Raw genomic sequence first — 15552 nt, 5'->3', positions numbered from 1 at the left:
TTTGACTTAGCTCGTTAGGGCATCTTTTTATGCAGCAACCTGTTGTACGCATTGGAGAGTGGCTGGTTACACCTTCTGTTAATCAGATCAGTCGTCAGGGACGCCAGATTACTCTTGAACCACGGCTGATCGATCTTCTGATGTATTTTGCGCATCATCCGGATGAAGTGTTAAGCCGGGATAACATTATTGATCATGTCTGGATGCGCACCATCGTGACCAACCATGTTGTCACCCAAAGCATTTCTGAACTACGCAAATCATTAAGAGATGGCGGAGACAGCAATGCTGAATACATCGTTACCGTACCTAAACGCGGCTATAAGCTGACGGCGCCGGTTATCTGGTGCGAAGAAAATAGCGATGAGATCGATAATTCATCAACGTCGCCGCCGCCGCCGATCGCAGCAACGAATGCAGAACCGACAGAGGGGGCTACTGCCGCTACGCCTGTGCCGCCCGCCTCTTTGCAAACGCCGACTAAAAAGGCGAAAAAGCCGCGTATCGCCGCTTTCTGGACGTGGGTGATGTTCCTGCTCTCGCTGGCGACGCTGGTGGTGTTTATCGTGATGTCGGTGGTAGATCATAATGCCGCGGTAACAAAAACGCGGTTATTACTTAACCCACGAGATATAGATGTTCGTTTTGAAGGCGGCAATTCCTGTAATAACTGGGTCTCGCAGGAGTCCTACGCCATCGGTCTGGGCGGCTTAATCACCGACCTGCTGAACACCTACTCGACTTTTATGGTGCACGATAAAACCAATTACCGGGTCAATGAGCCAAGCAGCTCCGGTAAGACGTTAACCATTCAGTTTGTCAATCAGCGCCACTATCGGGCGCAGCAGTGCTTTATGTCTGTAGTGCTCATTGATAACGCCGATGGTTCAACCATGCTGGATAAGCGTTATTTCGTCACCAATACTAACCAGTTGTCCATCCAGGATGATCTGTTTAATAGCCTGTCTTTCGTTTTAACACAGCCCTGGCCTAATCGTATGCGAGAACAACTGGCCCTGTTCAGAACGCCGCAAAATACCGCGCTGATGCGTTTTTATGAGGCGCGCCAGCTTATTCTGAGCGGCGATGCGCAGGCGCTAGGTAAAGCCAGCGATATTCTGAATGGCATTATTAAGGAAACGCCTGATTTCAACTATGCCTATGAATATAAAGTGCTGGTAGATGTATTACGGCAATCACAGCAGCCGTTTGATAAAGAACAAGTGGCCGCACTGAACGAAGAGTTTAAAAAAATAGATCAAATTCCGGGCGTTGAGAAAACGTCTGTTTATTATAAAATCAAGACCGTCGATCTGTTAGGCAAAGGTGATATCGATGCAGCGTATGAGGAAATCAATAAAAGCATCGAGCTTGAAATGTCGTGGTTTAACTATGTCCTGTTGGGGAAAGTTTACGAAATGAAAGGTGAGAATCGTCTGGCCGCTGATGCCTATCTGACCGCCTTTAATTTACGTCCAGGTGAAAACACTCTGTACTGGATCGAGAACGGCGTATTTCAGACATCCGTTCAGAAAATTGTCCCTTATCTGAATAGTTTTCTGGCAGAAGATTAAATTTAACGCTGAACCATGACAAATAAAAGCGAAAAGATATTAAATTTTTCGCTTTTATTTTGTGAAAAACATGTTGCCAAAAATAACTTATGTTAATTTTGGCAACATATTCATTGCAAAGATATGTAAATATAACTCTTTGTAATTAAACGATGTTTATCCTTTCATGATATTTTCCATGATATTTATATGTTAATTCAAAAAAAATCAATCTATCAGTTTTTTCATGTTTGTGTTTATTTCACTTTTTCTTTAGGACTTATCTCAACCCATTCGTTAATCTTGTCGACAGTTGAACGGGCACGCAGCATATATGAAGCATAAGCCCGGTTCTTAAAAATACAGCTCAGGAGAAATGAACATGAGTTCTGTCAAAAAGATCGGGCTATTTGCCTGTACTGGCGTCGTTGCCGGTAATATGATGGGGAGCGGGATTGCATTATTACCCGCCAACCTTGCCAGTATTGGTGGCATTGCCATCTGGGGCTGGGTAATTTCTATTATTGGGGCAATGTCGCTGGCTTATGTTTATGCGAGGCTGGCAACCAAAAACCCTCAACAGGGTGGCCCTATCGCTTATGCTGGGGAAATATCTCCGGCGTTTGGTTTCCAGACTGGCGTTCTTTATTATCACGCAAACTGGATTGGTAACTTAGCCATCGGCATTACCGCTGTTTCTTATCTTTCTACGTTCTTCCCGGCATTAAATAATCCAATACCGGCAGGTATTGCCTGTATTGCTATCGTCTGGCTGTTCACCTTTATTAATATGCTGGGCGGGGCCTGGGTCAGCCGCTTGACAACGATTGGCCTATTCCTGGTGCTGATCCCGGTAGTCTTGACCGCAGTCGCCGGCTGGCATTGGTTCGATATCGCGACCTATCACGCGAACTGGAACACGTCTACGACGACCGACTCTCACGCCATTGTTAAAAGTATTCTGCTCTGCCTGTGGGCGTTCGTTGGCGTTGAGTCTGCCGCCGTCAGCACCGGCATGGTGAAAAACCCGAAACGCACCGTACCGCTGGCAACCATGCTGGGTACCGCGCTGGCAGGCATCATCTATATCGCCGCGACTCAGGTTATCGCCGGGATGTTCCCAGCTTCCGTTATGGCCTCTTCCGGCGCGCCGTTCGCTATCAGTACCTCCACGATTCTGGGTGGCTGGGCTGCGCCGCTGGTTTCCGCCTTTACCGCTTTCGCCTGCCTGACGTCTCTGGGCTCCTGGATGATGCTGGTCGGCCAGGCTGGGGTTCGCGCCGCCAACGACGGCAACTTCCCGAAAATTTACGGTGAAATGGATAAAAACGGTATTCCGAAAAAAGGTCTGCTGTTGGCTGCGGTGAAAATGACGGCGCTGATGATTCTGATCACCATCATGAACTCCAGCGGCGGTAAAGCGTCCGACCTGTTCGGCGAACTGACCGGGATTGCCGTACTGCTTACCATGCTGCCGTACTTCTACTCCTGTGTTGACCTGATTCGCTTCGAAGGGTTCAACATCCGTAACTCGGTAAGCCTGATTTGTTCTGTACTGGGCTGCGCATTTTGCTTCATCGCACTGATGGGCGCCAGCTCCTTCGAACTCTCCGGCACCTTTATCGTCAGTCTGATCATCCTGATGTTCTACGGTCGCAAAATGCACCAGCGCCAGAACAACGACAGCGACAACAATACGGCTGAAGCGCTTTAACCGCTAATTCCTTTTTCTCAAAGCCCCTTTCGTCACCTGCTATAGCGTAGCGGGAGGGGCCCACTTTACCAGGAACAAGACTATGAACGTTATTGCTATCATGAACCACATGGGCGTCTACTTTAAAGAAGAGCCTATTCGTGAACTGCATCGTGCACTGGAAGGTTTAAATTTCCGTATCGTCTATCCAAACGACCGAGAAGACCTGCTGAAGCTGATTGAAAATAACTCCCGCCTTTGCGGCGTCATTTTCGACTGGGATAAATATAACCTTGAGCTTTGCGAAGAGATTAGCAAGCTGAACGAGTATATGCCGCTGTACGCCTTCGCCAACAGCTACTCTACGCTGGACGTCAGCCTCAACGATCTGAGAATGCAGGTTCGCTTCTTTGAATATGCTTTAGGCGCCGCAGCCGATATCGCGGCGAAAATTCGCCAGAATACCGATGAATACATCGACAATATTCTGCCGCCGCTGACAAAAGCGTTGTTCAAATATGTGCGCGAAGGGAAATATACTTTCTGTACGCCTGGCCACATGGGCGGGACCGCTTTCCAGAAAAGCCCCGTCGGCAGCATCTTTTATGATTTCTTCGGCCCGAACACGATGAAATCCGATATTTCGATTTCCGTTTCCGAACTGGGTTCGCTGCTGGACCACTCCGGCCCGCATAAAGAAGCGGAAGAGTATATCGCCCGCGTCTTTAACGCCGAACGTAGCTACATGGTGACGAACGGCACCTCTACGGCGAACAAAATCGTCGGTATGTACTCCGCGCCGGCAGGCAGCACGGTACTGATTGACCGTAACTGCCATAAATCGCTGACCCATCTGATGATGATGAGCGACATTACGCCGATTTATTTCCGCCCAACCCGTAACGCCTACGGTATTCTTGGCGGTATCCCGCAAAGCGAGTTCCAGCACGCCACTATCGCTAAACGGGTAAAAGAGACGCCTAACGCAACCTGGCCGGTCCACGCTGTTATTACTAACTCAACCTATGACGGTCTGTTGTATAACACTGACTACATCAAGAAAACTCTGGATGTGAAGTCCATTCATTTTGACTCCGCCTGGGTGCCTTATACCAATTTCTCCCCTATTTATCAGGGTAAATGCGGTATGAGCGGCGACCGTGTAGAAGGCAAAATCATTTATGAAACCCAGTCCACGCATAAACTGCTGGCGGCGTTTTCACAGGCATCCATGATTCATGTTAAAGGCGACATTAACGAAGAAACCTTTAACGAAGCCTACATGATGCATACCACCACTTCTCCGCACTACGGTATCGTAGCGTCTACTGAAACCGCAGCGGCGATGATGAAAGGTAATGCGGGTAAACGCCTGATTAACGGCTCTATTGAACGTGCGATTAAATTCCGTAAAGAAATTAAACGCCTGAAAAGCGAATCTGACGGCTGGTTCTTTGACGTATGGCAGCCGGAACATATCGATGGAGCTGAGTGCTGGCCGCTGCGTTCAGATAGCGCATGGCATGGCTTCAAAAATATCGATAACGAACACATGTACCTCGACCCGATCAAAGTCACTATCCTGACGCCGGGGATGAAGAAAGACGGTACGATGGATGAGTTCGGTATTCCGGCAAGTCTGGTCGCCAAATATCTCGATGAACGTGGCATCATCGTAGAAAAAACCGGTCCATACAACCTGCTGTTCCTGTTCAGCATTGGTATCGACAAAACCAAAGCTCTGAGCCTGCTGCGCGCGCTCACTGAATTTAAACGCGCCTTTGACCTGAACCTGCGCGTCAAAAACATTCTGCCGGCACTGTACCGCGAAGCGCCTGAGTTTTATGAAAATATGCGCATCCAGGAACTGGCGCAGAATATTCATAAACTGGTCGAACATCATAATCTGCCGGACTTAATGTACCGTGCGTTTGAAGTGCTGCCGAAAATGGTGATGACGCCGTATACTGCGTTCCAGAAAGAGCTGCATGGCGAAACGGAAGAGGTGTATCTTGAAGAGATGGTTGGACGCGTCAACGCCAATATGATCCTTCCTTACCCTCCGGGAGTGCCGCTGGTAATGCCTGGTGAAATGATCACCGAGGAAAGCCGTCCGGTACTGGAATTCCTGCAAATGCTGTGCGAAATCGGCGCCCACTATCCGGGCTTCGAAACCGATATCCACGGCGCCTATCGTCAGGCAGACGGACGTTACACCGTTAAGGTGCTGAAAGAAAATACGAAATAAGTACCAAAGGGAAGTGGCTTGCCACTTCCCTTTTTTCACGCAGCAAGGAGACTTTATGAAAACACCCTCACAACCGCGCGCGATTTTTTACATCGTGGCGATTCAAATTTGGGAATACTTCAGCTTTTACGGCATGCGTGCCTTACTCATCCTTTATCTTACCCACCAGCTTGGTTTTAATGACAGCCACGCGATCAACCTCTTCAGCGCCTACGCCTCTTTAGTTTACGTTACCCCTATTCTTGGCGGCTGGCTTGCCGACCGCCTGCTTGGCAACCGCGTGGCGGTTATCACCGGCGCCTTATTGATGACGCTGGGTCATGTGGTATTGGGCTTAGAATCTGATTCAACGCTGAGTTTATATGCGGCGCTGGCCATTATTATCTGCGGCTACGGCTTGTTTAAATCCAATATTAGCTGTCTGCTGGGCGAACTTTACGCCCCTGATGACAACCGCCGCGACGGGGGATTCTCGCTGCTCTACGCCGCCGGGAATATTGGATCGATAGCCGCGCCGATCGCCTGTGGTCTGGCGGCGCAGTGGTATGGCTGGCATGTCGGCTTTGCGCTGGCGGGCGTGGGAATGTTCATCGGCCTGCTCATCTTTTTAAGCGGTCATCGCCACTTTCAGCAGACGCGTGGGGTTAATCGCCCCGCGCTGCGGGCGGTTAAATTCGCCCTTCCAACCTGGGGTTGGCTGGTATTAATGCTGTGTATCGCGCCGGTATTCTTCACCCTCCTGCTGGAAAATAACTGGTCTGGCTATGTGCTGGCCATTGTCTGCGTCTTCGCGGCGCAACTTATCGCCCGTATTATGGTTAAATTTCCCGAGCACCGTCGCGCCTTGTGGCAAATCGTTCTGTTAATGATCACCGGCACTCTCTTCTGGGTTCTGGCGCAGCAGGGCGGAAGTTCGATCAGTTTATTCATCGACCGTTTTGTCAACCGCCACTGGCTGAATATGACCGTCCCCACCGCATTGTTCCAGTCGGTCAATGCGATTGCGGTGATGGCGGCGGGCGTGGTGCTGGCGTGGCTGAGCAGCCCGAAAGAGAGCGCCCGCTCGGTGCTGCGCGTCTGGCTTAAATTTGCCGTGGGGCTGGTATTAATGGGCGGCGGTTTTATGCTGCTGGCGCTAAACGCGCATCAGGCCCGGTTAGACGGGCAGGCATCAATGGGAATGATGATCGCAGGGCTGGCACTGATGGGCTTTGCAGAGCTGTTTATTGATCCGGTCGCGATGGCGCAAATTACCCGCCTCAACCTGCCTGGCGTCACGGGCGTGCTGACCGGTATTTATATGCTGGCGACCGGCGCGGTCGCTAACTGGCTGGCTGGCGTCGTCGCGCAACAAACCACGGAATCGCAAATTAGTGATACGGCGGTAGCCGCCTACGGACACTTTTTCTCGCAAATGGGCGAGTGGACGCTAAGTTGCGTGGCGCTGATCGTCGCCATTGTCGGCCTGAGATGGGTTTGCACCCGGACTACATCGGCGCTACCGCAGGGCGATTAAACGGTGGTTCGCTGCCCACAAGGAGGGGACGGGCAGCGAATCGGCACATCAGATAGCCGCGTCGTCTTCTTCGCCAGTACGGATACGAATAACGCGGGCGACATCAAAGACAAAGATCTTACCGTCGCCGATTTTCCCCGTCTGCGCGGTACGAATGATGGTGTCAACACAGGTATCCACGATGTCGTCAGGCACAACGATTTCAATTTTTACCTTCGGCAGAAAATCCACCATATATTCCGCGCCGCGATACAGCTCGGTGTGGCCTTTTTGACGGCCAAAGCCTTTGACTTCAGTGACCGTCATGCCGGTAATACCTACCTCGGCCAGCGCTTCACGGACATCGTCCAGCTTGAAGGGTTTAATAATCGCATCAATCTTTTTCATGCTATTCCTTGAAAAGGTCGCCTGTGTTTTGATCGGTTAAACGTAACATATTTCGCGCTACTTTACGGCATGAAAACTACTCTTTGAAATCATTCGCATCCAGTTCGTGACGGGAGAGTAGCTTATAGAATTCCGTGCGGTTGCGCCCCGCCATCCTTGCCGCGTGCGTCACGTTACCTTTGGTAATTTGCAGTAACTTGCGCAGATAGTTCAGTTCAAATTGGTTTCGCGCTTCGGCAAAAGTTGGCAGCGCGGTGTTTTCGCCTTCCAGCGCCTGCTCGACCAACGCATCGCTGATCACCGGCGAAGAGGTTAACGCCACGCATTGTTCAATGACGTTGACCAGTTGACGCACGTTGCCAGGCCAGCTTGCCGTCATCAGCCGTTTCATTGCATCAGTAGAAAAGGCGCGAACAAACGGTTTATGCCGCTGTGCCGACTGTCTGAGCAGATGATTAGCCAGCAGCGGAATATCCTCGGTACGCTCCGCCAGCGCCGGAATTTTCAGGCTCACGACATTCAGCCGGTAGTACAAGTCTTCACGAAATTCGCCCCGCGCCATCGCCTTCGGCAGATCGCGGTGCGTCGCGGAAATAATTCGCACGTCGATATCAATATCGCGATTGCTGCCCAGCGGCCTGACTTTGCGCTCCTGTAACACCCGCAGCAGCTTCACCTGTAACGGCGCGGGCATATCGCCAATTTCATCCAGAAACAGCGTGCCGCCTTCCGCCGCCTGGAACAACCCTTCACGATTGCTCACTGCGCCGGTAAAGGCGCCGCGCGCATGGCCGAATAATTCGGACTCCAGCAACTGTTCCGGTAACGCGCCGCAGTTGATGGCGACAAACGGCTTGTTACTGCGCGGGCTGGCATTATGAATCGCCTGTGCGAAAATCTCTTTTCCGGTGCCGCTTTGTCCGTTAATCAATACGCTGACATCCGACTGCGCGACCATGCGCGCCTGTTCAAGCAGTCGCAGCATCAGCGGGCTACGGGTAACGATAGCGTTGCGCCAGCTATCGTCCGTCGCGGGAGCGGACTGTTCCAGCGCTTCATCTATCGCTTTATATAACGCGTCTCTGTCGATCGGCTTCGTCAAAAAGCTGAATACGCCTTTCTGGGTAGCGGCCACCGCATCCGGAATGGAGCCATGCGCCGTCAGAATGATAACCGGCATTCCTGGCTGTACTTTCTGAATTTCTGTGAACAGTTGCATACCATCCATTTCGTCCATGCGCAGGTCGCTTATTACCAGATCCACTTTTTCCCGATGCAGTACCCGCAGTCCTTCCTGGCCGCTCTCTGCGGTCACGACGCTGTATCCTTCACTGGTCAGGCGCATACCGAGCAATTTCAGTAATCCGGGATCGTCATCGACCAGCAGCAGGTGCGCCGGTTTACGGCTTATCATGGCGTTACCTCATCTTGTGACGGCGACGGCGCCGCGCCTTCTTCAGACGTCGCGGGTTTGTCATTCGTATGCGGCGTATCGGCGTTGTAATTCCCTGCCGGTTTTCGTGTCGAAAGCTGGCGCTCAATATCGGTTAAACTCTCCAGCTTACGGGTGGTAAGATCGAGCTGCGTTTGCAAGGCCTGTTGCTGCTGGCGCAGCGCATCCAGCTCACTATCTGACGTTTGCTGGAGCTTGCTATAACGCTGACGTTCGGCAGAAAGCGCTAATTGCAGCGCCTGACCGTCATGCCAGATTTGGTAGACGGGCCGTACCTGAGCCGGTATTTGCGCGCTTAACGCCTCCAGACGGGTCACTATGGCGCGCCGCTCCGGCGGCGTAATTTTTGCATCCGCCAGTAAAATCCCGCGCCTGAAGGCATTTTGCCAGTTATCATCCGTCAACGCGCGCGCCTCTGCGCGCGACTGAACCGGCATCAGACGATCGGCGCAGTCAATCGTGCGTAGCCAGTACAGCGGATTCGTCTCCACCGCCTGCCCGCGTAGCGACCAGATATCCGCGCACGCCGTCGGGAGATAATCCGCCAGTTGATAATGGGGGAGCGTGTCCTGCGCTGCGCTACCGGGCAGTTGCTGTGAAGCATGGGGAACACATGCGGTCAGCGCCAGACACGATATGCCCACCGGTATTCCCCACCGCAAAAGGCATCGTTTAATAGTTTGGACGAAAACGTGTGACATACGCACCAGGCTTAAATTCATATTAGTGTTTGTCAGATGCAGGCAATGGCAGCGAGATGCGAAAACAAACTTCCTGCGCGTTGTCATCCACCAGTTGGATCTCTCCCTGCATTCGACGAATACAATCTCTGGCGATACTCAGCCCTAACCCACTGCCTTTTACCGCCCCTTTTCGCTGGTGGCTTCCCTGGAAAAAAGGCTCAAAAATCATTTCTCTTTCGGTTTGCGGAATCGGTTCGCCGCTATTAACCACATCGATATAAACCGTGGAGCCCTGAGAGCGACTACGGATACAAATGTTACCGGATTCAGCGCCATAGTGCACCGCGTTGGAATAGAGATTATCCAGCACGCTCATCAGCAACATGGGCTCTGCTATGCAGCGTTCGGCCTCCAGGTCGACATCGGTATGCATCATTTTAGCGCGGGCAGGCAAACTGTGGGCGGAAACCACCATATCCACAAGCGGCGCGATATCGACCGCTTCCAGCTCTGTGGCACTGTCTACCAGTTTCCGGTTGTAATCAAGCAATTGCTCAATCAATTTTTGTAAATTACGACTGCTGCCATCCAGAATATCGACCACCTCTTTTTGCTCCGGCGTCAGCGGCCCAACCACCTGATCGGCCAGCAGCTCTGTCCCCTCGCGCATACTGGCCAGCGGAGTTTTCAGCTCATGGGACAGGTGACGTAGAAACTGATGGCGCTGGGATTCCAGCCACGCCAGACGCTCACTCAGCCAGATAATGCGCTGCCCCACCGATCGTAATTCACGCGGACCGGTAAAGGTGACGGTATTCCCTAAAGAACGGCCTTCGCCCAGGCGATTAATCATCCGTTCAATTCCTTTCACCGGCCCGATAATCATGCGGGTAAAAAGTAGCACCATCGCCAGGCTCACCAGAAATAGCACCAGCGCCTGCCAGCCGAAAAATTGTCCGCGCTCGGCGATTTCTTGTTGTAACTGCTGCCCGCGCGAGTAAACCACGGTACGCGTCGCCTGCACCATTTCCGTATTCGCGTTGGCAAAGGCCTCCAGACGCGCGGCCGCTGCCGCTTCCGGGCCGCTATCTTTACACTGCAATTGCGCCAGCGCGTTTAAATCCTGGCGTAACGCCTGATACAACTTATCATCCGGCAAGACGCCGGCATGGGCGTCCAGCATATCGCTATAGCGCTTACGCTGGCTTTGATACACTTTTGCCAGCGTCGGATCGTCAAGCACACAATACTGTCGGTAGCTTCGCTCCATCTCCAGCGCGACGTTGGTCATCGCCTCGCTGCGCCGGGCGTCAATAAGCGTGCTGCGGTTAGTCACCGCAGCCTGATCGCTTAACGCGTTAAGGCTTTGCCACGCCTGCCAGGCCAGAACCAGCAACGGCAGCAGGATCAGCAAAAAGGCCAGCATGACCAATTGTCGTAAAGAACGGGGGAAAACAGACCAGCGCTTCAACGTGTCGCTCACATAAAAGAAGAATAAAAAAGATGCTAACCGAGGGAAGCGCCAGATACAACAAAGCCGGGCTAAACCCGGCTTTGTTATGGAATAAGGCGGTGCCTAACTCGACGTTTCGCCCGGAGGTTGATAAAGCTACGCTATTATCAGAAGTTGGACGGCAGGCACCTTGTTGTGCGTCATTCGAAGTTTATGTAGCGCGTCCCTAAGGGGCTGACATAAGAAGGTGAATGAGCCACTGGTTATCATTATGCAGTAATTGTGCCAACATTCAAAAGACTTTGTTAACACAATGATAGATATGAAAAATATCGTTATTCATGCTAAAAATGGCTCTGTCTGTTTTTTGCCCTTTCTGTCGCCAATCAGCAACACCTGCAACACCTAAAAATAAAACAATTTAAAATCAAATAGTTAAATGTCTCTTTTTGGCGACAACCTATCCCCCACTCATGTCGGGATTTCCCGACACTTTAATCTTGCGGCATAAGCACTAGTTTATTGCCGGATGGCGGCGTAAACGCCTTATCCGGCCTACCGCTTGACATTCAAGACGGTAGCTACAACCACGCTTCCCCGTGGGCCTGATAAGCGCCGTCTACAAAAAAGCCCCTCGTGAAGAGGGGCTTAATGGCTATCGGGCTAATTAACCAAGCTGCTTACGCGCATTACGGAAGATACGCATCCACGGGCTATCCTCGCCCCAGTTTTCCGGGTGCCAGGAGTTGGCGACGGTGCGGAATACGCGCTCCGGATGCGGCATCATAATCGTCACCCGACCGTTTTCGGTCGTCACCGCCGTGATGCCGTTCGGCGAACCGTTCGGGTTAGCCGGATAGGTTTCGGTCACCTTACCAAAGTTATCAACGTAGCGCAGGGCGACCAGGCCTTTGCTCTCAAGCGCGGCAAGATGCGCATCGTCACGCACCTCAACGCGCCCTTCCCCATGGGAAACCGCAATCGGCATCTGTGAGCCTACCATTCCTTGCAGCAGCAGCGATGGGCTTTGCGTCACTTCTACCAGGCTGAAGCGGGCTTCGAAGCGGTCAGAATGGTTACGTACAAAACGCGGCCACAGTTCGCTGCCCGGGATCAGCTCGCGCAGATTCGACATCATCTGGCAACCGTTGCACACGCCCAGCGCCAGCGTCTGCGGACGATGGAAGAAGGTTTCGAATTCGTCGCGCACCCGATGGTTAAACAGAATGGATTTCGCCCAGCCTTCGCCCGCCCCCAGCACGTCGCCGTAGGAAAAGCCGCCGCAAGCCACCAGCGCATGGAAGTTGCCCAGACCGATACGACCGCCCAGCAGGTCGCTCATATGGACGTCAATCGCGTCAAAGCCCGCACGATGGAACGCCGCCGCCATCTCCACATGAGAGTTCACCCCCTGCTCGCGCAGTACAGCGACTTTCGGTCGTGCGCCTGTCGCAATGTACGGCGCGGCGATATCTTCATTAATATCAAACGACAGCTTCACGTTGAGGCCCGGATCGGCATCATTCGCTTTCGCCTCGTGTTCCTGGTCGGCACATTGCGGATTGTCGCGCAGACGCTGCATCTGCCAGGTGGTTTCCGCCCACCAGACACGCAGCGTAGTGCGGCTTTCGCTGAATACCGTCTGGTCATTAGCGGTAATCACAAAGCGATCGCCAGCCAGGGCCTGACCAAGGTAGTGGACGCAGTCAGCAAGGCCGTACTGCGCCAACAGCGTTTCGACCGCGTCTCTGTCTTCAGCGCGTACCTGAATCACGCCGCCCAGCTCCTCGTTGAACAGTGCGGCCAGATGGTCATCGCCCAGCGCGGCGATATCGACCTGCACGCCGCAGTGGCCGGCAAAGGCCATCTCGGCCAGCGTCACCAGCAGACCGCCGTCGGAACGGTCGTGCCAGGCCAGTAATTTACGCGCAGCGACCAGCGCCTGCATGGCGTCATAGAAGCCTTTCAGTTGCGCGACGTCACGCACGTCCGCGGGTTTGTCGCCAAGCTGACGATAGACCTGCGCCAGCGCCGTTGCGCCCAGCGCGTTGTGGCCCTTGCCAAGATCGATCAGCAACAAGGCGTTATCTTCCGTTGACAGCTGCGGCGTAAGGGTGTGACGCACATCTTCCACGCGGGCAAACGCGGAAATCACCAGCGACAGCGGCGAGGTCATTTCGCGCTGTTCGTTGCCTTCCTGCCAGCGGGTTTTCATCGACATCGAATCTTTGCCCACCGGAATCGTCAGGCCAAGCTGCGGACAGAGTTCCTCTCCCACCGCTTTAACCGCGTCATACAAACCGGCATCTTCGCCAGGATGACCGGCTGCCGCCATCCAGTTAGCGGAAAGCTTAATGCGCTTGATATCGCCAATCTGCGTCGCGGCAATGTTAGTCAACGCCTCACCGACGGCCAGACGGGCGGAGGCGGCAAAGTCCAGCAGCGCCACCGGCGCGCGCTCGCCAATCGACATCGCTTCGCCGTAGTAGCTGTCGAGGCTGGCGGTAGTGACCGCGCAGTCAGCTACCGGGATCTGCCACGGGCCAACCATCTGGTCACGCGCCACCATACCGGTGACGGTACGGTCGCCAATAGTGACAAGGAAGGTTTTTTCCGCCACGGTCGGCAGATGCAGAACACGATTTACCGCGTCGGCAATCGTGATATCCGCGCGGTTCAGCGCATCGCCTTTCGCCTTCAATGTTTGCACATCGCGGGTCATTTTCGGTGTTTTGCCCAGCAGGACATCCAGCGGCAGGTCGATCGGCTGATTGTCGAAATGGTTATCATGCAACGAAAGATGCTGTTCTTCGGTAGCATCGCCAATGACCGCATACGGCGCACGTTCGCGCTTACACAGTTCATCGAACAGCGGCAACTGGTCAGCCGCGACCGCCAGTACGTAGCGCTCCTGGGATTCGTTACACCAGATTTCCAGCGGGCTCATGCCCGGCTCGTCGCTAAGAATGTCGCGCAGTTCGAATTTCCCGCCGCGCCCGCCGTCGCTCACCAGCTCCGGCATCGCATTGGAGAGACCGCCCGCGCCCACATCATGGATAAACAGGATTGGGTTAGCGTCGCCCAACTGCCAGCAGCGGTCGATCACTTCCTGGCAGCGGCGTTCCATTTCCGGGTTGTCGCGCTGAACAGAGGCAAAATCGAGATCCGCATCAGACTGGCCGGAAGCCATTGACGATGCCGCGCCGCCGCCGAGGCCGATATTCATCGCCGGGCCGCCAAGGACGATCAGCTTCGCGCCGACGACGATCTCGCCTTTCTGCACGTGATCGGCGCGGATATTACCGATCCCGCCCGCCAGCATGATCGGCTTGTGATAGCCGCGCAGCTCTTCGCCATTGTGGCTGTTCACTTTCTCTTCATAAGTACGGAAGTAGCCGGTCAGCGCCGGGCGACCAAATTCGTTGTTAAACGCCGCGCCGCCCAGCGGACCTTCGGTCATGATATCCAGCGCGGTGACAATACGTTCCGGCTTGCCAAAATCCTCTTCCCACGGCTGTTCAAAGCCCGGAATACGCAGGTTGGAAACGGAGAAGCCCACCAGCCCGGCTTTTGGTTTCGCGCCACGCCCGGTGGCGCCTTCATCACGAATTTCGCCGCCGGAACCGGTCGCCGCCCCCGGCCACGGAGAGATAGCGGTTGGGTGGTTATGCGTTTCGACCTTCATCAGAATGTGCGCGGGCTCCTGATGAAAATCGTAACGGCCAGTATTGTGATCGGCGAAGTAGCGCCCCACCGCAGATCCTTCCATCACCGCGGCATTGTCTTTATAGGCAGAGAGCACATAGTCCGGCGTGGTTTCGAAGGTGTTTTTAATCATTTTAAACAGCGACTTCGGCTGCGGTTTACCGTCGATAATCCAGTCGGCGTTAAAAATCTTGTGGCGGCAGTGCTCGGAGTTCGCCTGGGCGAACATGTACAGTTCGATATCGTTCGGGTTGCGCCCCAGTTTGGTAAACGCCTCCTGCAAATAGTCGATTTCATCTTCCGCCAGCGCCAGACCAAGACGCAGGTTGGCGTCAATTAACGCCTGACGGCCTTCTCCCAGCAGATCGACACTGGAAACCGGCGCAGGCTGATGGTGGATAAACAGTTTTTCCGCATCGGTTAAAGAAGAGAACACCGTCTCCATCATACGGTCGTGCAGCTCTGCGGCCACTTGTCGCCACTGTTCCGCCGTCAACGTCGAAGCCTCGATATAGTACGCTACGCCGCGCTCCAGACGATCAACCTGTTGCAGGCCGCAGTTGTGGGCGATATCCGTTGCTTTTGAAGACCAGGGGGAGATGGTACCAGGACGCGGTGTGACCAACAGGAGTTTACCCGCCGGCGTATGGCTGCTAAGCGCCGGGCCGTATTGCAGCAGACGGGTAAGCTGCGCCTGCTCGCTATCATTTAACGGGGCGTTCAGGTCAGCAAAATGGACATACTCAGCGTATATATTGTGGACCTGGAGGTTGGCAGCCTGAAAGCGCGCCAGCAGTTTATTGATACGGAATGCAGACAGTGCAGGCGAACCACGCAGAATTTCCATCATAAGTCTCTCGT

Annotated in this window: 9 protein-coding genes; 4 read left to right on the top strand and 5 right to left on the bottom strand. The window is 53.6% G+C overall.

Translation table 11 applies throughout. The features are described 5' to 3' along the window. Positions 1-29 precede the first annotated feature (29 nt). The 4 genes from cadC (at position 30) to dtpD (ending at position 7010) form a co-directional block, all read left to right on the top strand. On the top strand, positions 30-1574 hold the full coding sequence (gene cadC, locus J4613_RS16315; protein WP_001187144.1) for a lysine decarboxylation/transport transcriptional activator CadC: 1545 nt from the start codon (positions 30-32) through the stop codon (positions 1572-1574). A gap of 361 nt (positions 1575-1935) precedes the next feature. Further along, a complete protein-coding gene (cadB, locus tag J4613_RS16310; protein WP_000100008.1) occupies positions 1936-3267 on the top strand; it encodes a cadaverine/lysine antiporter in 1332 nt (443 codons plus the stop codon). Positions 3268-3349: 82 nt separating this feature from the next. Beyond that, positions 3350-5494 carry a lysine decarboxylase CadA gene (gene cadA / locus J4613_RS16305; protein ID WP_001100652.1) on the top strand — a complete coding sequence of 715 codons (2145 nt, stop codon included), beginning with the start codon at positions 3350-3352 and terminating at the stop codon, positions 5492-5494. Positions 5495-5549: 55 nt separating this feature from the next. Continuing rightward, positions 5550-7010, top strand: a complete 1461-nt coding sequence (gene dtpD, locus J4613_RS16300; protein ID WP_000856793.1) for a dipeptide permease DtpD — start codon at positions 5550-5552, stop codon at positions 7008-7010. Between the two features lie 48 nt (positions 7011-7058). Here the strand turns inward: dtpD and glnB are convergent, their stop codons facing one another. From glnB to purL, 5 genes are all read right to left on the bottom strand, one after another. Beyond that, positions 7059-7397: a nitrogen regulatory protein P-II gene (gene glnB / locus J4613_RS16295; protein ID WP_000717694.1), complete on the bottom strand. Its 339-nt coding sequence runs from the start codon at positions 7395-7397 to the stop codon at positions 7059-7061. A 76-nt stretch (positions 7398-7473) separates the two neighbouring features. Further along, positions 7474-8808: a two-component system response regulator GlrR gene (gene glrR / locus J4613_RS16290; protein WP_024131115.1), complete on the bottom strand. Its 1335-nt coding sequence runs from the start codon at positions 8806-8808 to the stop codon at positions 7474-7476. After that, positions 8808-9572: a two-component system QseEF-associated lipoprotein QseG gene (gene qseG / locus J4613_RS16285; protein ID WP_111742263.1), complete on the bottom strand. Its 765-nt coding sequence runs from the start codon at positions 9570-9572 to the stop codon at positions 8808-8810. Before qseG ends, glrR begins: the two co-directional genes overlap by 1 nt. Before the next feature lies 1 nt (position 9573). Further along, positions 9574-11004 carry a two component system sensor histidine kinase QseE/GlrK gene (gene qseE / locus J4613_RS16280; protein WP_023245303.1) on the bottom strand — a complete coding sequence of 477 codons (1431 nt, stop codon included), beginning with the start codon at positions 11002-11004 and terminating at the stop codon, positions 9574-9576. Positions 11005-11653: 649 nt separating this feature from the next. Continuing rightward, a complete protein-coding gene (gene purL / locus J4613_RS16275; protein WP_024149324.1) occupies positions 11654-15541 on the bottom strand; it encodes a phosphoribosylformylglycinamidine synthase in 3888 nt (1295 codons plus the stop codon). Positions 15542-15552 lie beyond the last annotated feature (11 nt).

The sequence above is a fragment of the Salmonella sp. 32020114201800008SM genome (assembly GCF_017572025.1).
GTDB classification, from domain to species: domain Bacteria; phylum Pseudomonadota; class Gammaproteobacteria; order Enterobacterales; family Enterobacteriaceae; genus Salmonella; species Salmonella enterica.
This window is presented reverse-complemented; position numbering and strand designations above follow the sequence as displayed.